This window comes from Thiohalocapsa sp. ML1 (genome assembly GCF_001469165.1).
Classification (GTDB): Bacteria; Pseudomonadota; Gammaproteobacteria; order Chromatiales; family Chromatiaceae; genus Thiohalocapsa.
On record NZ_JABX01000003.1, the window covers coordinates 36,230 to 61,756 of the forward strand.

A 25,527-nucleotide genomic window follows, 5' to 3' on the forward strand; every position below is an offset into this window, starting at 1 on the left:
TATCAGCGCAGAGCCGGAGCGTGGCGCCTGCTGCCGCCTGGTACCCGCCGGCCTGCGCCATCCGCGCAGGCCTACAATCCGTCAACCCGCTCAGAGGCGGAAGTCGGCGAGCCCCGGGTCTTCGGCGAGCGCGGTGGCCGCAAGCTCCCGATCCCGCTCCTGCTGCGCCTCCCAGAGGTCCCGGCGCCAGAGCTGATAGCGATTGCCGATGCCGATCAGCACCGCGTCCTTCTCCAGCTTGCCGAGCACCCGCTGTGCCGGCGTCAGCAGCACGCGCCCCTGGGCGTCTAGCTTCGCGTGACTCGCTGAGCCGAGCAGCCTGCGCTGCAAGGCCTCGGTGGCGGGCTTGCTCGGCAGTTGGCTCAAACGCTCCGCGAGATCGTCGAAATAGGGCTCCGGGTAGACGAGCAGCCGGTTATCGAGGTCGGCGGTCACCACGATGCGCGAGCCGCAGAACTCCGCCAGCTTCGCGCGCTCCGTGGCCGGAATCGCGATGCGCCCCTTGTCGTCGAGGCTCATAAAGAATGTTCCGTAGAACCGCATGGACCCCGACCGTGACGCGTTTGCGACTCACACCCTACGATGCCCCAGACTTCCCCACATCTCCCCACTTGCTGCGAAGTGTAGGAGAGCCCCCTTGGAGGGTCAAGGGGTTGATCCGCCTTTTTTGTTGATCCGTCAGAAACTTAACCGGACAAGCTGATGTCGGAACGAGGATGTCTAAAGAGGCTGAATTTCAGTGGCATAGTGGCGCTAGTTAAAGCGGTGTTTGATGTTACGCTGCGCCGAATACGGGCAATCGGACCAGGGCTCCGACGCGCTCGGCCGACGGGCGGGGGAGGCTTGGGGGGAAAAGTGGGGAAGGCGTGCGCGCGGCGGTTCCAGCAGCCGTTTCGGGCGGTTCAAGGCGGCAAAAGCAGGCCCTTTTGCCGGTTTCCCGCCGCGGTGGGGCGCTTTCTTAGGCCATTTTCTGCTCGACGATCGGCTCTAGGGCCAAGCGCCCATCGTGCGCCGCGCCCGCAGGACGCTCATCCCTTGGGTGGCGCTGCCGCCGTGCCGGCACAGACCGCAGACGCGCGCCGGACCGCGGCCGGATCAGTGGGGGGCCGTGGGGCAGCCGTGGCGGCCGCCCGCGGCAGGAGAAGAATGAGGGGGAGTCGGCCGATAAGCCGGGTTCTGTCGTGGACAGCCATTCATCTGGGACGCACGTCGCCGTTACGCCTCTTGCGACCTACCCGGGAGCCCCCGCGGGCCGCGGGTTGCGGCGCGAGCGCCGCGTGCTCCTCTATTTGGTCTTGCTCCGGGTGGGGTTTACCGTGCCGCCGCGTGTTGCCACCGGCGCGGTGCGCTCTTACCGCACCTTTTCACCCTTGCCGCCCGCCGCAGGCCGGAGCCGCAAGCGGGGTAGGCGGTCTGTTTTCTGTGGCACTTTCCGTGGGCTCGCGCCCCCCAGGCGTTACCTGGCACCCTGCCCTGTGGAGCCCGGACTTTCCTCCCCGACGCCGGATTCGCACCCGACCCCGGAGCGGCTGCCTGGCCGACTCCTTAACCGTCAGTGTAGCCTCTTCCCCCGCGAACCCCGAAACAAACCACCGAAACCGCTCGCTACCGAAATCGAAATCGAAATCGAAATCGAAATCGGGATCGAAATCGGGATCGGGGTCGGTATCGGGGTCGGTATCGGAAGTCGGGCTCGGGCTCAACGCCGCCGCCGCCGTCCCCTCACACAAGACAATCCCACCGCAATGCAGACAACGAGCGCCAGCCAAACCACAGCCCATCGCAGCACCGCCTCAAGCCTCCCGCGCGGCGAGCGCCCGGCGATAGAGCGCGTTGCGGTTGCCGCCGGTGATGCGCGCCGTGAGCGCGACCGCCTGCTTCAGCGGCAGCTCGGCGGCGAGGAGATCCAGCACCCGCTGCTGCTCGGCCTCGGCGCCGGCGTCCGGCCCGCCGCGGGCACCGGCGACGAGGATCACGCACTCGCCGAGCTGCTGTTGCGGGTCGGCGCGCACCTGCTCGGCAAGCGTTGCGAGCTCCCCGGCCAGGAAGGTCTCGAAGCGCTTCGTGAGCTCGCGGGCGAGCACCGCCTGGCGCGGCCCCAACACGTCGGCCAAGTCCGCTAGGGTGACCGCGGCGCGCCGGCCGGCCTCGAACAGGATCAGCGTGCCGGGCTCGGCAGCGGCGGCACCGATCCAGTCGCGCCGCGCCGACTCGCCCCGCGGCGGAAACCCCAAGAACAGGAACCGATCGCTCGGCAGGCCGGCGGCGGAGAGTGCGCAGATGGGCGCGCTCGATCCCGGCACCGGCACCACCACGATGCCCGCCGAGCGCGCCTGCTGCACCAGCACGTAGCCCGGGTCGCTCACCAGCGGTGTGCCGGCATCGCTGATCAGCGCGATGGACGCCCCGCCGGCGAGCTTCTCCAGGAGCCTTGGCGTCTGCGCCTGCTCGTTGTGCTCGTGGTAGGCCGCAAGCGGGCGGTCGATGCCGAAATGGGCCAACAGGGGGCGGCTATGCCGCGTATCCTCGCAGGCGATAAGGTCCACGTCCGTCAAGACCTTACATGCGCGGGGCGTCATGTCCCCAAGATTGCCGATGGGTGTAGCCACCACGTATAGTACGCCCGCCTTCTCGCCCACCCTTCCCTCCTAACCGATTGATTGCAATGGAGACGGTCATGGCCCGGACGACCTTCGCACCGCTGGCTTCCGCCACCACGCCGCAGCGCCCGCAGTGCGCGACGCGCTGGTTCATCGCCGCCGTCGCCTGCGGCGCGCTGCTCGGTGGCTGTGCCATCGACCCAATCCGCGATGCCGAGCGGGTGCTGTCCGATGTCCCGTCGGCGGAGCTCGCCAAAGCGCGCGCGCTGGAGCAGGCGGGCAAGCCCGCGGAGGCGGCGGCGGCCTTCCTTGAGCTCGCCGAAAAGGCCGCACCCCCGGGCCGGCAGCAGCTTGAGCTCGACGCCGCGGGGGCGCTGCTCGCCGCCGGCAACACCACCGAAGCAACCAGTGTGCTGACCGCCATCGACAAGGGCAAGCTCACCGCCGCGCAGCGCGAGCAGGTGCTGCTGCTGGAGGCGGAGCTGGCCATGCAGCGCGGTAAGGCGTCGGAGGCACTGGCCAAGCTGCGGCAGGTCAACAAGGGCCGGCTGCCGGAGAACCTCAAGATCGGCTATCTCGGCACGGAGGCCGCGGCCTATCGCCTGGCCGGGCAGCCGCTGCGTGCGGCCGAGAGCCTGAATGAGCTCGACGGCGTGCTCAAGGCCGATCCCAAGGCGCGGCTCGACAATCAGGTCTCGCTGCTGTTCACACTCGCCACCCTCGGCAGTGCCGGGCTCGACGACGCGATCCGCCAGAGTCGCGGACGCATGCGGGGCTGGGCGCAGATCGCCGAGCTGTTCAGCGGCTATGGCGCCCCGAGCCCGACGCTCGACGCCGCCTTCCGCAGTTGGCGTGGCAGCAACGGCGGCCATCCGGCCCTGGCCAACCTGCCGCAGGGCTATTTCGCGACCCTCGCCGGCGGCTATGCGCCGGACACCGACACCCTGGTGCTGCTGCCGCGGGGCGGGCGCTTCGGCGTCGCCGGCGACGCGGTTCGGGACGGCATCCGGGCGGCCTACGACGCCGACGGCAGCGGCAACCGCCCGAATCTCAAGTTCGGCGGCAGCTTCAACGCCGGCGTCGACGGCGGCGCCGACCTCGTTATCGGCCCGCTTGAGAAGCCGGCGGTCGAGGGCTTGGCCAGCCGCTCGTCGCTGCCCGTGCCGACGCTGGCGCTGAACCGCGCCGGCGGTGGCGCGACGCCGAACCTCTATCAGTTCGCGCTCGCCCCGGAAGACGAGGCCGAGAACGTCGCCAACTTCGCGAACAACGCCGGCTTCAAGCGTGCCGTACTCTTGTACCCGGACGACGGCTTCGGCGAGCGGCTCGCGACGGCCTTCCGCAGCCGCTGGCGCAGCCTCGGCGGCAGCATCGCCGCCGAGCACGATTACCGCTCACGCAGCGGCAGCTATGCGTCGGACGCGGCGGCGCTGCTCGGCGCCGGGCGCGCGGACTTCGTCTTCATGGTCGCCACCGTTGAGGACGCCCCGGGCGTCTACGGCGCACTGCGCGATGCCGGCAACCGCCTTCCGGTCGTGTCGACCTCCCACGTCTACGACGGCAAGCTCGATCCGGCGCGCGATGCCGCGCTGTCCGGGCTCTATTTCGTCGATATCCCCTGGATCCTGGACACCGAGCGCAACGACGCGCTGTCGCGCGAGGCCCTGCGCGATCGGCTGCCGAACGTGGTCGGTCCCATGGCCAGGCTCTACGCCATGGGCATCGACGGCTATCGGCTCGCGCCGCGCATTCAGGCGATGGGTTCAAACCCCGGCACCTTCTTCCCCGGCGAGACAGGCGGGCTCACGCTGGACTCGCTCGGCCAGATCCGCCGCCAATTGATGCTCGCGCAGTTCACCGGTGCCGGTCCCAAGGTGCAGTCCCGCATCGAGGCGGCACCGGCGGCACCGGCGGCCCGGGCGGACAAGGAACCGAAGGAGGACGCCGAGGACGCGTCGAGCAAGGCCGCGACGGCCGACGCGAACGCCTCCTGAGCAGGCATCCGCAGACCCCGCCGGCGCACCGACCCTGCCTCTGGGCCGGTGTCGATCGCCCCCGCGCCCGCCGCCGGTTCCCGGCAGCGGGCCGGGCACGCCGATGAGCCCCTTCGGGCGCGGCGGCAACCGGCGCGCAAGCGGCGCCGCGCATGAGGCGCTCGCCCGCCGCTACCTGGAGTCCCAAGGGCTGCGCTTCGTCGCGGCCAACGTCGCCTGCCGCCAGGGGGAGCTCGACCTGGTCATGCAGGACGGCGGCACGCTCGTGTTCGTCGAGGTCCGCTACCGCGCCAGCGAGCGCTTCGGCGGTGCCGCCGCCAGCGTAGACGCCCGCAAGCAGGCGCGGCTCCTGGCCGCGGCAGGGTATTATCTGGCGCGACATCCAACCAACCTGCCCTGCCGCTTCGATGTCGTCGCCATCGGCGCCGGCGACCGGATGCGTTGGATCAAGCACGCCTTCGATGGAGCCCCGACATGACAGGACAGCGCAAAGCGCCCCGCGCACCGCTGATGCTTCTTCTTCTCACGATCGCAGCGGCGGCACTGCCGACGCTGCTGTCCGGCTGTGCGGCGGTAGTCGTGGCCGGCGCCACCTACAGCGCCGCCGTCGTTTACGACCGCCGCAGTGCCGACGTCGTGCTCGACGACGAGGTCATTGAGGTGCAGGCCCGCAACGCGTACCTCGGCAACCCGGACCTGCACAAGCACAGCCAGCTTAGGGCCACCAGCTACGCCCACACGGTGCTGATCACGGGTCAGGCGGAATCCCCGCAGATCGCCGACCGCTTCGCCCGCGTCGTCGCGCAACTACCAAAGGTGAAGCAGGTCTACAACGAGGCCGAGGTAGGCCCTAAACTCAGCTTGAGCCAGATCAGCCAGGACGCGCTCATCACATCGCGGGCCAAGCTCGCGATCCAGTCCGTGAACATCCCCGGCTTCGATACGCTGCGCGTCAAGGTGATCACCGAGAACGGCGTGGTCTATCTGATGGGCTTGGTGACGCCGGAAGAAGGCGACGCCGCCGCCGAAAAGGTGCGCCGCGTCCCGGGCGTAAAGCGCGTGGTAAAAATCTTTGAGTACATCGAGCCGCAACGCCCCACCGACCCTGCCTGACGCCGCGCGCGCCGCGCTGCGCCGCGCCGTCGGCGCGGACGCGCTGCTGACCGACCCCGCCGACTGCTGGCCCTACGGCTACGACAACAGCCGCCGGCAATGCCTGCCGCAGGCGGTCGCCTTCGTCACCGACGCGGAGCAGGTCGCCGCGGTGGTGCGCACCTGCAACGAGCACCGCATCCCGCTCACGGCCCGCGGGCTCGGCACCGGCACCACCGGCGCCACGGTGCCGGAGCCGGGGGGCGTGGTGCTGTCGTTCGAGCGCATGAACCGCATCCTTGCCATCGATCCGGCCAACCGGCTCGCCATCGTCGAGCCCGGCGTCGTCAACGAGGATCTACAGCGCGCCGCCGCCGAGCATGGCTTCTTCTGGCCGCCGGACCCCACCAGCGCGGCGGTGTGCACCGTCGGCGGCAACCTCGCCTACAACGCCGCCGGCCCCAAGGCCGTCAAGTACGGCACGCCGCGCGAGAACACGCTCGGGCTGTCCGCCGTCATCGGCACCGGCGAGCCGATCCGCACCGGCGTCATGACCACGAAGGGCGTCGTCGGCTACGACCTCACCCGGCTCATCATCGGCTCCGAGGGCACGCTCGCGCTCATCACCCAGGCCACGCTCAAGCTCACGCCGCTGCCGGAGGCCAAGCGCACGCTGCGCGCCACCTATCGCGACATCCACAGCGCCGCCGCGGCGGTCGCGGCCATCATGGCGCAGCCCATCACGCCCTGCGCGCTGGAGTTCATGGACGCCGCCGCCATCGACATGGTGCGCCGCTTCTCGGACTTGGCCGTGCCGGAGGCCACCGGCGCGCTGCTGATGATCGAGGTGGACGGCCCGGCTGACTGCGTCGACGCCGCCGCCGAGGACGTCGGCGACGCCGCCCGCAACGACGGCCTGCTCGGGCTCAGCGTCGCCGCCGACAAGGCCGAGATCGCCGCGCTGTGGCGCACCCGCAAGGCGCTGTCGCCGGCGCTGCGCCATGTCGCACCCAAGAAGATCAACGAGGACGTCGTGGTGCCGGTTGCGCGCATCGCGACCTTCATCGACGGCCTGGAGCGGCTGTCCCGCGAGCACGGCATCACTATCGTCAACTTCGGCCACGCCGGCAACGGCAACATCCACGTCAACCTGCTGGTGAGCCCGGACGACCGCGACGAGATGGCCCGCGCCGCGATCTGCCTGAGCGCCATGTTCGACCTCGTCGTCGCCCTGGGCGGCACCCTGTCCGGCGAGCACGGCGTCGGGCTGGAGAAACGCGACTACATCGACCGCGAGCTGGACCCGGTCGCACTCCGGCTCATGCGCGACATCAAGCGGCAGTTCGACCCCAACGGTATCCTGAATCCGGGCAAGGGGTTGCCGCTGGAGTGACCGAAGCGTTCAAATCCGGCGCATCCCGCACGACGAGACACATGCCGTGAGCACCGACTACGACACCGACATCATCGCCTGGGCCGAGGAGCAGGCCGCGCTGCTGCGCGCCGGGCGCCTCACCGAGCTGGACATCGCGCACATTGCCGAGGAGGTCGAGGACGTGGGCAAGAGCGAGCGCCGCGAGCTGGCGAGCCGCATGTCGGTGCTGCTGGCGCACCTGATCAAGTGGCAGTATCAGCCGGGCCGCCGCGGGGCGAGCCGGCAACGCACCATCCGCGAGCAGCGCCGCGCCATCGAGGCGCGACTGCGCGAGACGCCGAGCCTCAAGACCTCGCTGACCGACCCCGACTGGCTGGAGGGCGTCTGGGCCGACGCCGTCGCTAAGGCCGCCGACGAAACCGGGCTCGAAGGCTTCCCGGAGGACTGCCCCTGGGCCATGGCCGAAGTCATGGACCGCGACTTCCTGCCGCAGCGGCCGTAGCTCGGGTGGCGCGAAGCGGAAGCCGCGGATGCGAATGAGCCCAGCCGGCGACGCTCCCGACAGCGTCCAAGCGGATTTCGCAACACAAGTCTCGGACCCACGCCGCGATGACCCGCACGCCCTCACTCCAGCCCCTGGCCGGCCTCGACCCGGACCTCCAGCGCAGCCTGATGGCCGGGGTGCGCGACCTCTGGACCCACGGCTCGACAGCGCTGGAAGGCAACACCCTCACGCTCGGCGAGACCAAGTTCGTCATCGAGGAAGGGCTCACGGTCTCCGGCAAACCGCTCAAGGATCACCAGGAGGTCGTCGGCCACGCCCGCGCCATTGAGCTGATCTACGCCCTGCTCGACGCCTTGCCTGCTCGGCCCGTCGCCAAGGAGCATCTGTTCGAGCTGCACCGGGCCGTGCAGACCGGCATGGTCCTGGACATCTACAAGCCCATCGGCGGCTGGAAGCTGGAACCGAACGGAACCTACGCGATCGCCCCGCACGGCCGGCAAGTCTTCATCGACTACACCGCGCCCGCCGACGTGCCGCAACTGATGAATGCTTGGCTCGCGGAGCTGAACCGTCTCGCTGCCGAGCCGCTGGACGAGCACAGCGCCATCGACGCCTACGCCCGCCTTCACCTCGGCTTCGTGCACATCCATCCGTTCTGGGACGGCAACGGCCGCATGGCCCGGCTGCTGGCCAACCTGCCGGTGCTGCGTGCCGGGCACCTGCCCGTCGTGATCGACGCCCGCGAGCGCAAGCGCTACATCGAGACCCTGGCTACCTACCAGCTTGCCGTCGGCCCGGTGACACCGACCACCGGCGTCTGGCCGCGGCCCGACCTGGAGGCGCCCTTCATCGCGCTCTGCCGGGACGCCTACGCCGCCACCCGTGCGCTGGTTGCTGCGGCGCGGGCGCAGCAGGCGGCGCGGCGGACGAAGGCTTGAGGATCCAGCGGACGTCATCGGCCACGCCGCATCCGACGGGCGATTATCCCGTCGGCAAGAGACATGACGGCGAAAGAGATCAAGCGCTATGGCTAACAGCTCCTCGGTGTCCAACGCGATCGGCTACCACGAGATCGGCGAGCTCTGGGACGAGCACGACACGACCGATCATGGCGACGACGAAGCGGCAGAATTTGTGCTCAAGCTCGGCGGCGAGACGCACTACGTCGCCTTGGAACGGAACCTGCACCTGCGCCTGCGCGCCCTTGATAGTTCGGAGCCAGCTTGACGATGCAGAGTAGAAACGGGCCAATGCGGCATGGCAAGCCTCCACTGTTTCTCCTTTCCACTTTTTGTCCACCCAATCGAGCGTCCACGCGGCTGTCGGTCAAACCGCAGGAGTATGCTGTAATGGTCTTAGTTTCCGGAATCCTCTGACATGCCCAGCGCCGAGCAACTGAAGGCCTTGCTCCGCTGTCACCTCGAAGGTGACGAGGCGCAATTTCTGTCGGTCGCGATGCAGGTAGCGGCGCATGAGGCCCGTCACGGCCATGGCAAATTGGCGAGCGAGTTGCGCGATCTGATCGACCGCGCGAAGGCGCGCCCACGCGCCGGGACAGTCCAGCCAGTCCCGCTTGTGCGCCCGAAAGGAGAGATGGCGGAATTGTTCTCCGCCGGCTACCCCAAGCAGCGCCTTGCAGACATGGTGTTGGCACGGGAGACAGCGCGGCGCTTGAACCGACTCGTTACAGAGCACACTCAGGTGCAAAAACTGCGCGCCCACGGACTGGCCCCGCGCAAAAAGCTTTTGTTGGTAGGACCGCCGGGTTCGGGCAAGACCCTCACGGCGTCGGTCTTGGCAGGCGAGCTTGGACTGCCCCTGTTCGTGGTCCGCCTCGATGCCCTGATGACGAAGTTCATGGGCGAGACCGCGGCCAAGTTGCGCCTGATCTTCGACGCGATTCGCGACGTGCGCGGGGTGTACCTCTTTGACGAGTTCGACAGCATCGGCTCTAGCCGCAGCCTGAGCAACGACGTGGGCGAGATCCGGCGCGTCCTGAACAGCTTTCTGCAACTCATCGAGCAGGATGGTTCGGACAGCCTCTTGGTCGCTGCCACCAATCACGCGGATCTGCTCGATCACGCTCTGTTCCGCCGCTTCGACGACGTGATCGAATATCACCTGCCCGAGGCCCGCGAGGCCGTTGCCTTGCTCAAGGCCAAACTGGCCACGGTGAATCTTGGGCGCATCTATTGGGCCGAACTGGGGAAGCAGGCCGCAGGGTTGAGCCACGGCGACCTGACCCGCGCCTGCGAGGAAGCTATTAAAGAGATGATAATCCATGGCGGTGAGCGCATTACGCATGCCGTGCTTCGGCAATCGCTCGTAGAACGCCGAGATTTCTACCAACGCCGAAAGGTTTAGCCGATGCCTCCGTCAGTCAAGGAACGTCTAGAACACATTCTTCTCCCCTCGACGGCCCGGACCTTTCGCTACATAAGCCCGGGAACCGTCCGCCACACCATTAAGAACCCAGCGCGCGACCGTCACGACCATGCTCAGAGTCTGCTCGGCGAACTGCGCCAGGTTGAGCAGGCGCTACCCAGGGTTGTTTCGGAACAACGCGCGTTCGGCCTTGATGGTGTTAATGGCATCTATCTCGCCTTCGAAAGCCAGGTCGGATACGAATTGAAGTTCGAGAGTCTCGACTTTCAGCCGAGCGGTATTGAGCTTTGTTCGGTGAAGGAAGAAGAGGGGCAAACCATCGCGACGGTATTCGTCCCCGAGGGAAAGCTCGGTTACTTCCTGAACAAGATCGAACAATACCGGGACGCCGAGACCGACAAGGGCAGTCCGCGGAATAGAGATCTCGTCGAAGGCATCGAGCACATCAAGGTTGCGGCCTTGCAAGCTTTGTGGACCGATCCAATGGAGTTATTCCCTGAGTCCGCCATGTCCATCTGGTGGGAGGCTTGGCTGCGCCGCTCGGCAAGCTTTGATTACGACGCATTCGTGCGTGAGCACGCCGAACAATTCGGTTTGCAGGTCAAGACGGAGGCGATCCGCTTCATAGACCGCGTTGTGATGCTAGTGCGCGGAACGCGAGAACAGATCGGGAGCTCAGTCCACTTGTTGACGGCTTTCGCCGAGTTACGGCTTGCCAAGGATAGTGCCGCCTTTTTCACGGGTATGGATCGGCGGGATCAACGAAACTGGATGGCCTCGGCGTCTGCGAGGCTGCAATTGCCGGCAGGGGAAGCACCAGCCGTTTGCGTCCTCGATACGGGCGTCAATAACGGCCATCCGCTTCTGGCACCCGTTGCCGCTAGGGGCGACATGCACGCCTACGAGCCGGCATGGGGCACGGACGACCGTTATGGGCACGGCACGCCAATGGCAGGCCTTGCCATTTACGGAGACTTGACCGGTCCATTGGCGCACGACAGCCTGATCACGCTGACTCATCGGTTAGAGTCCGTTAAGGTCATGCCGTGGCCCGGATTCCACGATGAGTACGAGTTGTTCGGGGCCATAACACGCGAGTGCATTGCGCGGGCGGAACTTCCCCAGCCCCTTCGCCAGAGGGTTTTTTGCCTAGCGCTCACCAGCACCGATGGGAGGGATAACGGCAGGCCGTCGTCGTGGTCAGCCACGCTGGATGCGCTATCGTCGGGAATGGAGGACGAGGTGCGGCGGTTGGTGGTCATCTCCGCAGGCAATACGGATCTGACCAAGCGCCACGACTACCCGGACAGCAACTTTACTGACCCAATACACGATCCGGGTCAGGCTTGGAATGCCGTGACGGTCGGAGCTTACACTGACAAGTCCATGCTGGATATTGAGCAATTTCCGGGCTGGAATCCGCTAGCGATACCCGGCGACCTCGCACCGGCTAGTTGTACGGCGTTGGTATGGGGGAAGAGTTCTTGGCCGTGGAAGCCCGACGTCGTGCTGGAGGGCGGCAACATGGCCCGAAGTCCAGTAGATGGATCGGCGGACTATATCGACGACGGTATGCAATTGCTGTCCACCGGACACCAGTTCCAGATCGACAAGTCGCTAGTTTCCTTTGGCGATACCAGTGCGGCGGCGGCATTGGCTGCCCGTTTAGCGGCTATGGTTCAGGCCCAGTACGTCGCTTTCTGGCCCGAGACGGTGCGGGCGCTGCTGGTTCATAGCGCGCGTTGGACCGATGCCATGCTCGCTCGCTTCGACAGCCGGACCGCGGCCGGCCGGCGTTGCCTGCTCCAATGCTTCGGTTTCGGAGTACCGGATGAGGAAGCGATGTTTTGGAGCGCTCGTGACTCGCTCACACTGATAGCGCAGGCGGAACTTCAACCCTTTTTCAAGGAGCGGAGCACGGTCAAGCCTTTAGACATTCATCTTCATGAACTGCCTTGGCCGGTGGAGGCACTCCAGGAACTCGGAGAGGTCGAGGTCGAGCTTAAAGTCACTCTGTCTTATTTTGTCGAGCCGAATCCGGGCCAACGCGGTTGGAGCCGCAAGTTCAGTTATCAGTCTCATGGCCTAAGGTTCGATGTCAAGCGACCACTGGAGAGTGAAGCAGACTTCAAGCAGCGTACTAACCGTGAGGCACGTGACGCGGAGTACGGCGGCGCGATTCCGGACTCCGGTAATTGGCTACTCGGCCCAGCGCGCAATCGAGGATCAATCCAGTCCGATACGTGGCGGGGTGCCGCTGTTGAGTTAGCGAGGCGGGGGCAGATCGCGGTTTACCCGGTGCTCGGGTGGTGGCGGGAGCGCCCGGCGCTCGAGCGTTGGAACAAGAAGGCGCGCTACGCACTGGTGGTCAGCATCAGAACGCCCGGCGTCGTTGCCGATGTATACACGCCGGTACACACTCAGATCGAAACGCTGATTGAAGCGTAGTTGGCGCAGTTTCAGCCGACTGGAGCGTCGGCCGAGAGGAGATCAGGGACAAGGCGGGCGCGTCTGGGTCGGCGGATGGGTCGCGTTGGCTGCGTCGGCGCGCAGCAGGGGCGCTTCCAGGCCGCCGAGCTTCAGCCGCCTTCGCGCTTTTCGGCAGCGGCGCGCAGTCGCGCAAGCTCCGACTCGGCCTCCGCCCGGGCGGCCGCCTCGCGACGCGCCGCGGCAAAGGCTTCATCGCGTTCCCGGGCGACCGTATCGCGCTCGCGGGCGACCGTGTCGCGCGCGCGCTCGGCCTGCTCGCGCGCCTGTTCGGCACGGGTCCATTCCGGCAGCACGAAGCCGCTGTAGACCGGGTCGCGGCGCATGGCGTCGGGGTCCGGCCGGCGGATGAGATCGCTGATGCGCAATTGAAAGCCCGGCAGCACCCGCGAGCGCACCACGCGGTCGTCGCCGCTGCCGTGCACGGGCAGCGGTGCGTAGACGCGGCCGGGGGTCAAACCGTAGAAGGCCAGATTGCCATGCTCGCGGTGCAGCACGTGGTATTCGGGCACGCCGCCGGCGGCATACTCGGCCTTCTTCACCACCAGATCGCGGTGGACATGGGCGGGCTTTTCCGTCGATAGGGCCTCGACACAGAGGTCGAACACCCCGTGGTAGGAGCTGTCCTTGAGGTCCAGCGGTACCGGGTTGTCCGCGAGGACCACGGCCAGGTCCGGCTTGCGGATCACGGTGCGGGTCGGGAGCGCCAGCCGAAAGCCCATCTCCAGCGCCACCACCTCGCCGATCGGCTGCTGGCGCAGATAGTGCCGCAGCAGCTCCAGGTACCAGAGATAGACCTGGAAGGTCTCGAAATCCGACACCGGCTTCTCCTCCAAGCGGCCGTTGTTCCACTCGTAGCTGACATCGCCGGCGTCGTACCAGTCCTCCCAGTACTCCGCCTCGCTGACCAGGCGGCCATCGGCGGACCCCGCCTCGGGGGCAGCGGTTAATGTGGCTGATGCGGGAAGATTGTTCATCGGATCGACCTCGTGGTCGCTGAACCTTGATGCGCGAGCCTAGAGGAGGCGTGACGACACTGCAATGGGGCGCGAAGGGCGCGTCGCTCGGGCGATGGAGCGCGCTCGGTGGCCATGGCTCCGGTCGCCATGTCGCTTGGGGTCGGCGGCTTCGAGCGGGTCGAGATCGCGGGTGTGCGCGGCCGGGGCCGGGGCGCAGAGCGCCCGGAGACGGGTAACACCGCTGGAGCGGTGTCACCAGACAAACCGCGGGAGCGGTGCACCAGACAAAGGCCACGGAGTACGGCCCGCTGCCCGAGCGCCACCGGCACGGCGTTGCCGATCTGCACGCCGGCGGCCATCAAGCCGCCCTTGAACACGAAGTGGTCCGGGAAGGTCTGAAGGCGTGCAGCCTGACGAATCGTGATGCCGTGCGGCTCGGTGGGATGGACGAAGCGGCCCTTCGAGGGATTAATGCACGCGGTGGTCATGGTCGGTGCGGGCAGGCTTGGATCGATGCGCCCGTAGACGTCGCTGTGGCCGTCGTGGCCGGGCAGCACACAGGGACCGTCGCGCCGACTACCGCCGTTCTTCGGCGTCGCCTGGAACCGAGCCGTCAGCTTCGACGAATGGTTCATGTGCCGATCGTTCTCGTATGCCGGGCGGCCAGCGACAGGCCGCCCGCCCCTGCAAACAGGTCGACCGCGTAGCGTGTTCGCGTCTGAACGCGGCCGGCCGTATCGCCGCCGAAAGAAATAGCGTCCGAGCGTGACGCTTGGGGGCCGTCCCTTAGGTAACTGAGTCAAAATCCATCGGCGCCGCCGCGTAAGGATCATCTTTTTGGGCGTAGTCCATAGAACCCTGATCTACGAGTCCCGGTCGGTCCGATCACCTGCAACGGGCTTTGGCGACCTGGATCGGGCGGGCCGCGCGCAGTGTACCCGAGTCCACCGCGCAGCAGGCTCTTGACTGCTTAGCGGACGCGTGAATGACTTCCCGCGATCCGATAAAGGTGCCGCTTCACCGTGCACTCCAAACCAGAAGCGCCAACCATCCTAAAGCTCGCCCCGTGTTCGGTGCGACCGATATCGCACGCCCGCAAGCTCACCCCACCGCAGCCCCCGCCGCCGCCTCGGCCTTCCCGCCGCGCTGCCCGTCGCCGCGCCGCGCCCAGGCGCGCAGCGCCACAACGACGATGGCCAGCAGCAGCAGGAGACCGCCGATCCAGAGCGAGGCGGCGAGCGGGTCGCGGGCGAAGGTGGCGGCCTGGTAGAAGAGCGTGGCGGTGACGAAGGCGATGCCGGTGGTCCAGGCGGCGACGAAGGTGGCCCAGGCGGCGCCGGTCTCGCGCACGATGGCGGCGACGGTGGCGACGCACGGGAAGTACAACAGCACGAACAACAGGTATGCGAAGGCGCCGGCGCGCCCGTCGAAGCGCGCCTCCATGGCGCCGAAGGTGCCGGTCTGCACGCCCTGCTCGGCGCCGACGCCGGCGCGGTCGCTGAGGTCGCCGACGCCGAGCCCGAGCGGGTCGGCGAGGCTGCGACCGACCTCGGCGAGGTTGGCCGGGATGGTGGCGGCGGCGGCGGTCAGCGCGCCCGCGAGGTCGAAGCCGGACGCCGCGCCGGGGCCGTCGGCGGCGCCGGCCTCGTCGGCCGCGATGCGCCCGTAGAGCGCGTCCAGCGTGCCGACGATGACCTCCTTGGCGAGCACGCCGGAGAAGATGCAGAGCACGGCGGGCCAGTTGTCCGGCTCGATGCCCATGGGCGCGAACAGCGGCGTCGCGGCTCGGCTCGCGGCGGCGAGCACGGAGGCGTCGCTGTCGGTCTCGCCGATGCTGCCGTCGGTGCCGATGGAGCCGAGCAGGTTCAGCGCCAGCACCATCACGACGATGATCTTGCCGGCGTCGCGCAGGAACAGCTTGACCCGGTCCCAGGTGCGCAGCAGCACGCCGCGCAGCGTCGGCATGTGATACGGCGGCAGCTCCATCAAAAAGCCCGTGCTGTCGCCGGAGAGCAGCGTGCGCTTCATGACCAGGCCCGTCAGCAGGGCCAGGGCGATGCCGGTGAGATAGAGCGCGAACACCACATTCTGCCCTGAATGCGGGAAGAAGGCCGCCGCGAACAGCACGTACACCGGCAGCCGCGCGCCGCAGGACATGAAGGGGTTCATCAGGATGGTGAGCTTGCGCTCGCGCTCGCTCTCCAGCGTGCGCGTCGCCATGACCGCGGGCACGTTGCAGCCGAAGCCGACGATGAGCGGCACGAAGGCCTTGCCGGGCAGGCCGATGGAGCGCATGGCGCGGTCCATGACGAAGGCGGCGCGCGCCATGTAGCCCGAGTCCTCCAACGCGGACAGAAAGATATAGAGGCTCGCGATGATGGGGATGAAGGTGGCCACCACGGTGAGCCCGCCGCCGATACCGTCTGCGATGACCAGCCCGAGCACGTCCGGCGCGCCGGCGGCCGTGAGCAGCGCCCCGACGCCATCGACGAACAGCGCCTGCGCGGCGCCGTCGAAGAAGTCGATGAAGGCCCCGCCGACGTTGATGGTGAAGACGAACATCAGGTACATCACCGCGAGGAACAGCGGGATGCCCCAGAAGCGGCTCAGCACGACGCCGTCGATGGCGTCGGACATGGTGCGGCCTGCGCGGCCGGGCCGGCGCATCGCCCCCTGCGCCAGCGCATGGGCGTGCGCGAAGCGGGTGCCGGCGATGTACAGTTCGGCGGCCTCGCCGGTGCGCTCGGTGATGGCCGTCTTCAGCGCCTCGGCACGCGCCAGGACGGCGGCGTCGGCCAGCGCGCGGGCGGCGTCGTCGTCCTCCAGCAGCTTGAGCGCGAGCCAGCGCGCGTTGGCCTCGCCGCCGTCGGCCGCGAAGCCCGCCGCCAGCTCGGCCATGGCCGAATCCACGCAGGCCTCGTGGGCGAGCGGAAAACCGCCGCGGGCCGCGCCGTCGGCCACCGCGAGCGCCTGCGCGCTCAGCGCCGTGATGCCCTGCTTCGACACCGCAACCACGGGCACCACCGGGCAGCCCAGGCGCTCGGCGAGCTGCGCCGTGTCGATGTCGATGCCGCGCTTCTCGGCCACGTCCATCATGTTGAGCGCGACGACGATGGGCACGCCCATCTCCAGGAGCTGCACCGTGAGATACAGGTTGCGCTCCAGATTCGCCGCGTCGAGCACGTTGACGATGATGTCCGCATCGCGGCTCAGCAGGTAGTCCCGCGTCACGCGCTCATCGAGCGAGCTCGCGTCCAGGGAGTAAATGCCCGGCAGGTCAACGATTTGGACCGCGCGCCCGTCGAGCTCGCAGCGGCCGACGCGACGCTCCACCGTGACGCCGGGCCAGTTGCCGGTGGTCTGGCGAATCCCGGTGAGTGCGTTGAACAGCGCGGACTTGCCGCAGTTCGGGTTGCCGGCGAGGGCAAAGGTCAGCGGTCGGCTGCTGTCAGTGCGGCCGGCGGTTGCGTACGTGCTGGCGTCGGGCATGGTCTGGAGCCCCGGAGCGGGCCGGTTGATGGATGCCGCCACAGCGGTCAGTCGGCGGGCGCCGTGCCGTTCATGTCCTCGTCGGCGAGCGCCACCACCAGCAGCTTGTCGACGATGGCCCCGCCCAGGGCGATACGGCTGGCGCCGGAGGCGACCACCAGACCGCGGCCCCGGCGATGCTCGACGCGAAACACACCCCCGACCCGCAGCCCCAACGCCCCGAGCTTGCGCTCAAGCTGGCGTCCGCCGTGGATGGCGCTCAGGCGTGCGCGGGTGCCGGCCGGCAGGCTGCCGAGGGCAACGGGCTCGGCGCCGGCGGGCGCTTGCGGGATAAGGGGTGGGGCGACGGATCGTTGCATCTGAGTTGCTCGATGATTGGTAGGGCGGAGCCTCGGTAGGGCCAAGGGCCGAGGCGCGCTCCCTCGGCCCTTCCCGGTCGGCAGTCCGTCCGGCCGGCAGCGAAGGACGGACACAAAAGGCACGGCAGCCGCCGCCCGCTGAATATATCCCGGCGCGGACGGACGCACTCAAGCCACCGAGACCGAAAGGGACTCCCGGCCGCCTGAGCTCCGTGCCGCCCAGACGGCATCGCGCGTGAAGAGCACATCGAGCACCAGATCCGGGTAGGCACCGCGCAGGCGCTCGTAGAGACGCGCACGCAGCACGTCTTGGCTCTCGGCATCCAGGTCCGTCGCGTCGTCCAGCACCGCCACCAGATGCAGATGCGCCCGCCCGGCGAGGCGCCCGACGCGGAGCTGACGTTGCGACACCGGCAGCTCCCGCAGCACCTCCGCGACGACCTGCTCCGCGGCCCGAGCGAACCGCCGTGGCGGCGTGGTCCGCACGCGAGCAGCCGGCCAACGGCCAAGCGCAGACAGTGCGACGGGCAGCAGCACCAGGGCCGGCAGCAGTAGACTCGCCACGAGGGCGAGCCGGCGCAGGGCCGGCAGGTCGCCCGCATACCAGCCGGCCGCGGTGCAGAGGGCGATACTGAGCCACACCAGCGCCTGCACACGCCAGTAGCCCGCCGATGCATGTGCCGCGATGGCGCGCCCCCGGTGGTCGAGTTCCGCGGCCGCTGCGAACCGGCTGCCCGCCAGCGTGCTGATCAGCGCACCGCCCAGGGCGACCAGCGCCGCGATCCTGAGCCCGTCCGCCGACGGCATCAGGGCGGCGGACGCCGGCGAAGGCAGCCAGGCCCCCGCCGCAAGCACGAGCCACAGCGCGAGCAGCAGCGACATGCCGCCCTGCGCGAGCCCGAGCGCCGGCACCGCATCGGCGGCATCCGGCCGCGCACGGAACATGGCCATGGTGAGCAGCACATGGATCAGCGCCAGCGCCCCGGCGGCGGCGAGCGCCAGCACGCCGAGCAGCATCGAGCCCACAAGGCCCGCGACGACCAGCAGCAACAGCAGCGATAGGCTCGCCCGAAGCCCAGCGCTGGGCGGCAAGCGAGCCGGCGCCGCTTCGACGCCGACGGCAGCCGCGTCCGGGGTGCCCGGCGCCAGCTCGATGGCGGCAGCGCCTTTCAGCTCAACGCCTCCTCGGCGCCCTGGCGCATGGTCGCCGCGAGCTCCGCGAAGACCTGCTCCCAGGCGGTCCGGGTGCGGGGCGTGAAGCGCTCGCCCAAGGCCAGCGCAAAGCTCTCCAGCAGCGCATCGGCGAACTTGTCGTAGTCCGCATCGGCCACGCCGTAGCCCACGTGGCGGGCGCCGACGGCCTTGATCAGCACCACCACCGGCTCCCGATTCTCAAGGGAGCTGACGACGGTATTGAGCATCGTGGCAAAGAGCGCCGTCTGGCGGTCGAGATCCCCTTTGAACAAGGGTCGCAGCTCCGGGTGGCGCGTGAAGAGCCGCTGGTAGAAGTCGGCGCAGACCTGCTTGCGCATGGGGACAAGAGCCGCCCAAGAATCGCGCACCAGCGCGGCGGTTTGCGAGTTCATGACGGTCGCCGGGCTCTGGTAACGTCCGACGGCGCCGTATCGCCGGCCCCGAAGGCATCGCACACGCACAGTCCCCGCGCCTTCGTTGTCGTGCTCGTTGTCGTCATCGTCATCATAGTCAACGCGATCGCCCAGCGGCTTCGTTCAGCCTGCGAAGCAGGCGACTCCGGGTGCCGGCCGCGACAGCCCTGATGCGCCGCACCCTGACCGGATACTAGGCGACCGGCCGCAGGCATTCAACGCCGCTGCCTGTCCCCGCCCGGCAGCCCGCCCGCACGCCCCCCTCGCAGAACCCGAGTGAGGCGGGGCCGCAGACCGACCAGGGCAGGGCGCGCGCTACCTCGACCCTCCGCCCTCGGCCCTTCCTCTAGGGCCGCCGTGGATGCGCCCGCCGTTAAGTTATGATGGTGCGCCGCGGGCTGCCCGGCGGCGCGTGCCCAGCGCCAGCAACCAAGCCGCACCCGCTCGCCGGGACGCGCGCTGCGCATCGAGATAAAACGAGGCCCCCATGTCAGCGTTCTTCCGGTCCCTGACCCCGCGCAACCTTCTGACGCCGACCAACACCGCCGCCATGCTGTTCGCCATCGCCGCCATCTGGCTGGCTGGCGAGGTGCCGTCGGTGGCGATGGCCTGGGTCATGGCCATCCTCGTGCTGACCATCTTCCTGTTCGCGTTCGAGGTGGTCGGCGTCGATGTCGCGGCGGTGACGGTGATGGTGCTGCTCGGGCTGACCAGCCTGCTCGCGCCGCTGATGGGCCTCGACACCGGGCTGGTGCCGCTCGGCAATCTGTTCGACGGCTTCTCGTCCAACGCCGTGATCTCCATCATCGCCGTGATGATCATCGGCGCCGGGCTGGATAAGACCGGCATCATGTCGCGAGTGGCGGGCTTCATCATGCGCATCGGCGGCAGCACGGAGGCGCGCATCATCCCGCTCATCTCCGGCACCGTCGGCGGTATTTCCTCGTTCATGCAGAACGTCGGCGCGGCGGCGCTGTTCCTGCCCGTGGTGAGCCGCATCTCGGCGCGCACCAATCTGCCGATGAGCCGGCTGCTGATGCCCATGGGCTTCTGCGCCATCCTCGGCGGCACTATCACGATGGTGGGCTCAAGCCCGCTGATCCTGCTGAATGATCTGATCTTGACCTCGAACCAGGCGCTGCCGGAGGGCGTGGCGCCGATGGCAACCTTCCAGCTCTTCGACGTGACGCCCATCGGCCTCGCGCTGCTGGCCACCGGCATCCTGTACTTCGTGCTGTTCGGGCGCTTCGTGCTGCCGTCGCGCGGCACCGACATGGTGGCGGCGACGGATCCGGCGCAGTACTACGGCGAGACCTACGGCGTCGGCGACTTCAGCATCCACGAGGTCCGCGTGCCGGCGGGCAGCCCGCTCGTCGGCACCAGCGTAGACGACATGGAGCGCACCTGGCACGTGCGCGTCGCGGCGGTGGAAAAGGGCGACGGCGTGCGCCTCGGCGCCGCGGGCGTGGACCGGAGCCTCGGCATCGAGGCCGGCACCTGCCTCGGCCTGCTCGGCGGGCGCGAGCAGTTCGACGCCTTCGTCGCCGACACCGGCGTCGAGGTGAAGCCGGAGGCGGAGGTCTTCGCCGAGGCACTGTCGCCGGTGAAGGCCGGCATCGCCGAGATCGTGATCCCGCCCGGCTCCGGCCTCGTCGGCAAGTCCGCGCGCGACGTCTGGATGCGCAAGGTCTATGGCCTGTCGGTGCTCGCGATCCGCCGCGGCGACGAGACGCTGACCTACGAGCGGGGCGGCGTGCGCGACATGCCCTTCAAGCCCGGCGACACGCTGGTGGTGCACACCACTTGGGTGGACCTGACGCGGCTGGAGCAGGACCGCGACTTCGTCGTCGTCACCACGGAATACCCGCACGAGGAGCTACGCCCGCACAAGGTGCCGATGGCGCTCTTGTTCTTTGCCATCACGCTGTCGCTGGTGCTGTTCACCGACCTGATGCTGTCGGTGGCGCTGCTGACCGGTGCCGTCGGCATGATTCTGACCGGCGTGCTGTCCATCGACGAGGCCTACGAGGCCGTGAGCTGGAAGACGGTGTTCCTGCTCGCATCGCTGATCCCGCTCGGGCTCGCGGTGGAGTCCAGCGGCACCGCCGCCTGGATCGCCGAGCAGACGCTGACGGCCCTGGGCGATGTGCCGGTGTGGGTGGTTCAGGCCGCACTCGCGCTGCTCGCGACCTTCTTCACGCTCGTCATGTCCAACGTCGGCGCGACGGTGCTGCTGGTGCCGCTCGCCGTGAACATGGCGCTCGGCGCCGGCGCCAACCCGGCGGTATTCGCGCTGACGGTCGCCATCGCCACGTCGAACTCCTTCCTGATCCCGACCCATCAGGTCAACGCGCTGATCATGGGCCCCGGCGGCTATCGGGTACCGGACTACATGCGCGCCGGCGGCATCATGACCGTGCTGTTCCTGATCGTTGCGCTCGCCATGCTGAACCTGGTCTTCTGAGCGCACGCAGGCTCGGCCCTCGGCCCTTTCCTGCCCAACGCGGTATCGTTGCGAGCTTGACGCATAGGCGTCAACCCTTGCAGCCACACCGAGGAGAAAAGCCATGCCGACGCGCCTTGAGCTGGACCTGACCACGGGCTCGCGGCCCCACGCCGCGCACCGGCAGAGCGCCGGCGCGCCGCTGCGGCTCTTGCTCTGCGGCGACTTCTCCGGCCGCGCCGGCCGCGGCCGCGACGAGCCCGACGGCCTCGCGACACGGCCGCTGCTGCGGGTCGATGTCGACAACCTCGATGCCGTCATGGCGCGCCTCGCGCCGGCCGTCGAGCTGACGGTGGACGGGCGCATCTGTACGCTCGGCTTCGCAACGCTCGACGATTTTCATCCCGACCGCCTGCTTGCCCTGGGCGAGCTGCAGGCCGGGCTCGATACCGCGGCGAGCCCCGCGCCTGCCGCCGAGGCGCAGGCTCGGCCGGCGCAGGACGCCACGACCGCCGAGTCCGACGCGGCGATGCTGGAGCGGCTGCTCGGCCATGCGCCGACGGCGCCGCGCGCGGCAGCGTCCATGCCGACTCAGGGCAGCGTCGCGACGGCGGTGGATGCGCTGGTGCGGCGCATCGTCTCGGCGGATGCGGCATCCACCGCGCCCGCGGAGCCCGCCCGGTTCGAGGGCGCCGTGAACGCGGTGCTCGCCGAGCGCCTGCGCGCCCTGTTGCACGACCCGGGCTTTCAGGGCCTGGAGGCCGCCTGGCGCTCGGTGCAGCTCTTGGTGAGTCGGCTCGCGCTGGACGGCGAGATCGAGCTGCACCTCTTCGATGTCACCCGCGCCGAGCTCGCCGCCGCGGCGGCCGAGCCCGATCTCGCAGAGAGCGGGCTGTGGAAGGCGCTGGTCGAGCGCGGCGATGCGGGCTGGGGGCTGTTGGTGAGCCTGGAGCAGTTCGATGCCTCCGCGGGCGACGTCAGACTGCTCGCCACGCTCGCGACCACAGCGGCGGCGGCCGGCGGGCCGATCATCGCCGGCGCGGCGCCGCGGCTGTTCGGCTACACGGCCTGGCCGGTCAGCGTAGACGCCGACGACTGGCCGCCGCTGGATGCCGCCAGCGCAGCACACTGGCAGGCGTTGCGCGCGAGCCCGCTCGCGCGCTGGATCGGCCTGGTCGCGCCCGGGCTGATGCTGCGACTGCCCTACGGCGCGGACACCGACCCCATCGACGCCTTCGACTTCGACGAGGTCGCCGGCGCCGACCCGGCGCAAGCCCTGCTCCGCGGACCCGCGGCTGTGGCCTGCGCGCTGCTGGCCGGGGAGGCCTTCCAGCAGGACGGCTGGCAGCTCGACCTCGACGCGTTTCTGGATATCGACGATCTGCCGGCCTGGGTCTACGACGACGACGGCGAGCGCCACCTGTACCCGGTCACCGGCGCCTGGATGGGCGAGCGCACGGCCACGGCCATGCTCGGGTACGGCGTCATGCCGCTCTTGAGCCGGCGCGACCGCCCGGCGGCGCGGCTGTTGCGCTGGCAGTCGGTGGCCGCGGCCGCGAGCGCGCTGGCCGGGGCCTGGTCGCGCTGAGCCGGGAGAGCCTCGCCGGTCAATCGGCGCCGGTCAGTGCGGCGACGACGCGCTCGGCATCGTCGGCGCTCAGGTATGGATGCATCGGCAGGCTGAGCACCCGCGCCGCGGCCCGATCCGCGAGCGGCGTGCAGTCCGGGCAGCAATGGTGCGCGTAGGCGCCCTGGCGGTTCAGCGGAATCGGATAGTGCACGGCGCTCGGGATGCCCGCCGCATCGAGCCGCGCAATGGCCGCGGCGCGATCGTCCGACTGCACGGTGTACTGCGCGAAGACGCTCGTATTGCCGTCGGCGATGTGCGGCGTCAGCAGGCCGTCTCTTGCCTCGGCTAGGCTCCGAGCGCCCGCGGCTTGCAGCAGCGCCGTGTAGCGGGCGCCGACGCCGGCGCGGCGCTCCACCTCGTCGTCGAAGATCGCGAGCTTGGCAAGCAGCACCGCCGCTTGCAGCGTGTCCAGCCGGCCGTTGATGCCGAGGCGCGGATGGCTGTAGCGCTTGTCCTGGCCATGGTTCATGGCCTGGCGCATCAGGGTCGCGAGCCGGTCGTCGTCGGTGAAGCAGGCGCCGCCGTCGCCGTAGCAGCCGAGGGGCTTGGACGGGAAGAACGACGTGCAGCCGATGGTACTGAGCCCGCCGGAGCGCCGGCCCCGGAAGGTCGCACCGAAGCTCTGCGCGGCGTCCTCGATCACCGGCAGGCCGTGGCGCGCCGCGATGGCGTTGATCGCGTCCATGTCCGCGCATTGGCCATAGAGCGCCACCGGCATGATGGCGCGGGTTCTCGGGCCGATGGCCGCCTCGATAAGGCTCGGATCGATGTTGTAGGTGACGGGGTCGATGTCCACGAACTTCGGCACCGCGCCGAGCAGCGCGATGACCTCGGCCGTGGCGACGAAGGTAAACGGCGTCGTGATGACCTCGTCCCCGGCGCCGATATCGAGCGCCATCAGCGCCACCAGCAGCGCGTCGGTGCCGCTGGACACGGCGACGCAGTGCCCCACACCGACAGAGGCCGCAAGCTGCTCTTCGAGCTCCGCCACTTCGGGGCCCATGATGTAGCGCCCGTGCGCGAGCACGGCGCGGATGCGGGCATCCACGTCCGCCTCAATGCGGGCGCGCTGTGTTTGTAGATCGATGAATTGCATGGCGGTCCCCAGGCTGCCGGTCGATGTTACTTGAGATTGATAGACGCAAAGTGCGCGAGATAGCTTAGTCCCTGGGCTATCCCCGGGTTAAGAACCAAAAGGCAACGGTTAGAGCATCCTTCCGACCTGAACTCGGGACCGGAATCCCAGACGTTTCGTCGACGCGCGGCTGACTGGGAGCACCGGCTTTCCAGCCGGCTCGGCGCCGTCGCGGCTGACTGGGACCGCCGGCTTTCCAGCCGGCTCGGCGCCGTCGCGGCTCGATGCCGCGTCGGCGTCGCCCGGGCTGGCACAAGGGGCACAAGCGCAGTCGCCCGCCCGGCGGCGCGATAGGGGCAGTCGCCCTGCTCCAGCGCAGTCGATCGCACGCCGGGGGCATCGAGCCCCCGGCGCGCGAAGCCGGCTGAAAGCCGGCGCTCCCAGTCCGTGACGGCTCGCTGTCCAGGCCGATCTTGTGGGGACACCTCAGGCTTAGTCCCGGCTACGAGCGCGATAGGCCAACCTGGGGTTTGGTCGTAACCGACTGTTATTTCTGCACGACGCCGACGACGCCGGTGTCGTCGACGACAACGAGCAGCGTGATCTTGTGCTGCGCCATCAGCTCGATGGCGGTCTGCATGTTGCTGTCCGCGCCGATGGTGAGCGGGTCCGGCGTCATCAGATCGCGGGCGCGCTTGGCGAAGAAGGCCTCGCGATGGGCCTGCACGGCGCGGCGGAGATCGCCGTCGGTGATGATGCCGAGCGCGGAGCTCCGCTCGTCGCTGACCAGCGCAATACCGAGCCGGCCGTCGCTCACCGCCGTCAGCACGGCATCGGCGCTCGCCTCCAGCGGCACGAAGGGCAGATTGTCGCTCTGCATCTCCTCGCGCACGCTCCGCAGCAGGCGCCGCCCCAGGCTGCCGCCCGGATGAAAGCGCGCGAAATCGTTGGACTTGAAGTCCCGCGCACGCATCAGCGCCACGGCAAGCGCGTCACCCATGGCCAACGCCGCCGTCGTGGACGCGGTCGGCGCGAGCTGCAGCGGACAGGCCTCGCGCTCCACCCGCACGGACAGGTGCAGGCTCGCGTGCACGGCGAGCGTGGAGCGCGCGTTGCCGGTCATGGCGATGATGGTGTTGCCGTTGTCGCTGAGGAACGGCAAGAGCTTCACCAGCTCCTCGGTCTCGCCGGAGTTGGACAGCGCAATGAACACGTCGGTCGGCGTGACCATGCCGAGATCGCCGTGAAAGGCCTCGCCCGGGTGCATAAAAAAGGCCGGCGTGCCGGTGCTGGCCAAGGTCGCGGCGAGCTTCCGGCCGATGATGCCGGACTTGCCCATGCCGCAGACGATGACGCGCCCGGCGCAGCAAAGGATAGCCTCCACCGCCGCGTCGAAGGCGCCGTCCAAGTGCTCGGCGAGCCCGAGCACGCCGGCCGCCTCGATCTCGAACACCTCGCGCGCGATGGCGGCGCAGTCGATGCCGGGGCGGGCAGGCGCGGGCGCGTCGTCGGCTGCGGGCATTGGGC

At 68.8% G+C, this 25,527-nt stretch carries 21 protein-coding genes and 1 other RNA gene; 11 read left to right on the forward strand and 11 right to left on the reverse strand.

The window, feature by feature from the left end; all coding sequences use genetic code 11:
* Positions 1 to 90: 90 nt before the first annotated feature.
* From mraZ to rsmI, 3 genes are all read right to left on the reverse strand, one after another.
* Positions 91 to 543 (reverse strand): division/cell wall cluster transcriptional repressor MraZ, encoded by a 453-nt coding sequence (gene mraZ / locus ML01_RS02540; RefSeq protein WP_082673887.1) that lies wholly within the window; start codon positions 541 to 543, stop codon positions 91 to 93.
* A 606-nt stretch (positions 544 to 1,149) separates the two neighbouring features.
* Positions 1,150 to 1,545, reverse strand: an RNA gene (gene rnpB, locus ML01_RS03280) — RNase P RNA component class A.
* A 248-nt stretch (positions 1,546 to 1,793) separates the two neighbouring features.
* Positions 1,794 to 2,639 (reverse strand): 16S rRNA (cytidine(1402)-2'-O)-methyltransferase, encoded by an 846-nt coding sequence (gene rsmI, locus ML01_RS02545; RefSeq protein ID WP_058553836.1) that lies wholly within the window; start codon positions 2,637 to 2,639, stop codon positions 1,794 to 1,796.
* 38 nt (positions 2,640 to 2,677) lie between these two features.
* Here rsmI and ML01_RS02550 point away from each other — a divergent pair, with 38 nt between their 5' ends.
* The 9 genes from ML01_RS02550 (at position 2,678) to ML01_RS02590 (ending at position 12,399) form a co-directional block, all read left to right on the forward strand.
* Complete coding sequence (locus ML01_RS02550; RefSeq protein WP_058553837.1) at positions 2,678 to 4,594, forward strand: penicillin-binding protein activator; 1,917 nt, start codon at positions 2,678 to 2,680, stop codon at positions 4,592 to 4,594.
* Positions 4,595 to 4,697: 103 nt separating this feature from the next.
* A complete protein-coding gene (locus tag ML01_RS02555; RefSeq protein ID WP_058553838.1) occupies positions 4,698 to 5,072 on the forward strand; it encodes a YraN family protein in 375 nt (124 codons plus the stop codon).
* Positions 5,073 to 5,104: 32 nt separating this feature from the next.
* Positions 5,105 to 5,707, forward strand: a complete 603-nt coding sequence (locus tag ML01_RS02560) for a BON domain-containing protein (protein WP_058553964.1) — start codon at positions 5,105 to 5,107, stop codon at positions 5,705 to 5,707.
* Complete coding sequence (locus ML01_RS02565; RefSeq protein ID WP_371258175.1) at positions 5,667 to 7,079, forward strand: FAD-binding oxidoreductase; 1,413 nt, start codon at positions 5,667 to 5,669, stop codon at positions 7,077 to 7,079. The genes ML01_RS02560 and ML01_RS02565 overlap by 41 nt, the downstream gene beginning before the upstream one ends.
* Before the next feature lie 46 nt (positions 7,080 to 7,125).
* Positions 7,126 to 7,563, forward strand: coding sequence for a DUF29 domain-containing protein (locus tag ML01_RS02570; protein ID WP_058553839.1), 438 nt, complete (start codon positions 7,126 to 7,128; stop codon positions 7,561 to 7,563).
* A 107-nt stretch (positions 7,564 to 7,670) separates the two neighbouring features.
* On the forward strand, positions 7,671 to 8,504 hold the full coding sequence (locus ML01_RS02575; protein ID WP_058553840.1) for a Fic family protein: 834 nt from the start codon (positions 7,671 to 7,673) through the stop codon (positions 8,502 to 8,504).
* Positions 8,505 to 8,592: 88 nt separating this feature from the next.
* A complete protein-coding gene (locus ML01_RS02580; protein WP_058553841.1) occupies positions 8,593 to 8,793 on the forward strand; it encodes a hypothetical protein in 201 nt (66 codons plus the stop codon).
* A 150-nt stretch (positions 8,794 to 8,943) separates the two neighbouring features.
* Entirely contained in the window at positions 8,944 to 9,930 is a 987-nt protein-coding gene (locus tag ML01_RS02585) for an AAA family ATPase (protein WP_058553842.1), read from the forward strand.
* Between the two features lie 3 nt (positions 9,931 to 9,933).
* On the forward strand, positions 9,934 to 12,399 hold the full coding sequence (locus ML01_RS02590) for a S8 family peptidase (RefSeq protein WP_058553843.1): 2,466 nt from the start codon (positions 9,934 to 9,936) through the stop codon (positions 12,397 to 12,399).
* A 131-nt stretch (positions 12,400 to 12,530) separates the two neighbouring features.
* On the opposite strand, the gene ML01_RS02595 is transcribed toward ML01_RS02590, so the two are convergent.
* The 6 genes from ML01_RS02595 to ML01_RS02615 form a co-directional block, all read right to left on the reverse strand.
* Positions 12,531 to 13,415, reverse strand: coding sequence for a Uma2 family endonuclease (locus tag ML01_RS02595; RefSeq protein ID WP_058553844.1), 885 nt, complete (start codon positions 13,413 to 13,415; stop codon positions 12,531 to 12,533).
* Entirely contained in the window at positions 13,412 to 14,032 is a 621-nt protein-coding gene (locus ML01_RS30435; RefSeq protein ID WP_254045115.1) for a DNA cytosine methyltransferase, read from the reverse strand. The genes ML01_RS02595 and ML01_RS30435 overlap by 4 nt, the downstream gene beginning before the upstream one ends.
* Positions 14,033 to 14,498: 466 nt before the next feature.
* Positions 14,499 to 16,886: a Fe(2+) transporter permease subunit FeoB gene (feoB, locus tag ML01_RS02600; protein ID WP_058553845.1), complete on the reverse strand. Its 2,388-nt coding sequence runs from the start codon at positions 16,884 to 16,886 to the stop codon at positions 14,499 to 14,501.
* A gap of 47 nt (positions 16,887 to 16,933) precedes the next feature.
* Entirely contained in the window at positions 16,934 to 17,245 is a 312-nt protein-coding gene (locus ML01_RS02605; RefSeq protein WP_058553846.1) for a FeoA family protein, read from the reverse strand.
* Positions 17,246 to 17,413: 168 nt separating this feature from the next.
* Positions 17,414 to 18,337 carry a hypothetical protein gene (locus ML01_RS02610; RefSeq protein ID WP_156427522.1) on the reverse strand — a complete coding sequence of 308 codons (924 nt, stop codon included), beginning with the start codon at positions 18,335 to 18,337 and terminating at the stop codon, positions 17,414 to 17,416.
* Positions 18,338 to 18,414: 77 nt separating this feature from the next.
* Positions 18,415 to 18,831 (reverse strand): globin domain-containing protein, encoded by a 417-nt coding sequence (locus ML01_RS02615; RefSeq protein ID WP_058553848.1) that lies wholly within the window; start codon positions 18,829 to 18,831, stop codon positions 18,415 to 18,417.
* 508 nt (positions 18,832 to 19,339) lie between these two features.
* On the opposite strand from ML01_RS02615, the gene ML01_RS02620 reads away from it, so the two are divergent.
* Entirely contained in the window at positions 19,340 to 21,316 is a 1,977-nt protein-coding gene (locus tag ML01_RS02620) for an SLC13 family permease (RefSeq protein WP_058553849.1), read from the forward strand.
* 103 nt (positions 21,317 to 21,419) lie between these two features.
* The gene (locus ML01_RS02625) at positions 21,420 to 22,883 is read left to right on the forward strand and encodes a type VI secretion system contractile sheath domain-containing protein (RefSeq protein ID WP_058553850.1); all 1,464 of its coding nucleotides are present in this window, start codon (positions 21,420 to 21,422) and stop codon (positions 22,881 to 22,883) included.
* 19 nt (positions 22,884 to 22,902) lie between these two features.
* On the opposite strand, the gene ML01_RS02630 is transcribed toward ML01_RS02625, so the two are convergent.
* A complete protein-coding gene (locus ML01_RS02630) occupies positions 22,903 to 24,021 on the reverse strand; it encodes a DegT/DnrJ/EryC1/StrS aminotransferase family protein (RefSeq protein ID WP_058553851.1) in 1,119 nt (372 codons plus the stop codon).
* Positions 24,022 to 24,547: 526 nt separating this feature from the next.
* Positions 24,548 to 25,522, reverse strand: coding sequence for an SIS domain-containing protein (locus tag ML01_RS02635; protein ID WP_058553852.1), 975 nt, complete (start codon positions 25,520 to 25,522; stop codon positions 24,548 to 24,550).
* Positions 25,523 to 25,527: the final 5 nt, after the last annotated feature.

Bases quoted from the DNA above. Each gene is read 5' to 3' on its own strand.
- ML01_RS02605 (WP_058553846.1), bottom strand. From the start codon at position 17,245: ATGCAACGATCCGTCGCCCCACCCCTTATCCCGCAAGCGCCCGCCGGC.
- ML01_RS02550 (WP_058553837.1), top strand. From the start codon at position 2,678: ATGGCCCGGACGACCTTCGCACCGCTGGCTTCCGCCACCACGCCGCAG.
- ML01_RS02595 (WP_058553844.1), bottom strand. From the start codon at position 13,415: ATGAACAATCTTCCCGCATCAGCCACATTAACCGCTGCCCCCGAGGCG.
- ML01_RS02585 (WP_058553842.1), top strand. From the start codon at position 8,944: ATGCCCAGCGCCGAGCAACTGAAGGCCTTGCTCCGCTGTCACCTCGAA.
- ML01_RS02630 (WP_058553851.1), bottom strand. From the start codon at position 24,021: ATGCAATTCATCGATCTACAAACACAGCGCGCCCGCATTGAGGCGGAC.
- ML01_RS02635 (WP_058553852.1), bottom strand. From the start codon at position 25,522: ATGCCCGCAGCCGACGACGCGCCCGCGCCTGCCCGCCCCGGCATCGAC.
- mraZ (WP_082673887.1), bottom strand. From the start codon at position 543: ATGCGGTTCTACGGAACATTCTTTATGAGCCTCGACGACAAGGGGCGC.
- ML01_RS02615 (WP_058553848.1), bottom strand. From the start codon at position 18,831: ATGAACTCGCAAACCGCCGCGCTGGTGCGCGATTCTTGGGCGGCTCTT.
- ML01_RS30435 (WP_254045115.1), bottom strand. From the start codon at position 14,032: ATGAACCATTCGTCGAAGCTGACGGCTCGGTTCCAGGCGACGCCGAAG.
- ML01_RS02620 (WP_058553849.1), top strand. From the start codon at position 19,340: ATGTCAGCGTTCTTCCGGTCCCTGACCCCGCGCAACCTTCTGACGCCG.
- ML01_RS02580 (WP_058553841.1), top strand. From the start codon at position 8,593: ATGGCTAACAGCTCCTCGGTGTCCAACGCGATCGGCTACCACGAGATC.
- ML01_RS02555 (WP_058553838.1), top strand. From the start codon at position 4,698: ATGAGCCCCTTCGGGCGCGGCGGCAACCGGCGCGCAAGCGGCGCCGCG.
- ML01_RS02560 (WP_058553964.1), top strand. From the start codon at position 5,105: ATGCTTCTTCTTCTCACGATCGCAGCGGCGGCACTGCCGACGCTGCTG.
- ML01_RS02625 (WP_058553850.1), top strand. From the start codon at position 21,420: ATGCCGACGCGCCTTGAGCTGGACCTGACCACGGGCTCGCGGCCCCAC.
- ML01_RS02590 (WP_058553843.1), top strand. From the start codon at position 9,934: ATGCCTCCGTCAGTCAAGGAACGTCTAGAACACATTCTTCTCCCCTCG.
- ML01_RS02575 (WP_058553840.1), top strand. From the start codon at position 7,671: ATGACCCGCACGCCCTCACTCCAGCCCCTGGCCGGCCTCGACCCGGAC.
- feoB (WP_058553845.1), bottom strand. From the start codon at position 16,886: ATGCCCGACGCCAGCACGTACGCAACCGCCGGCCGCACTGACAGCAGC.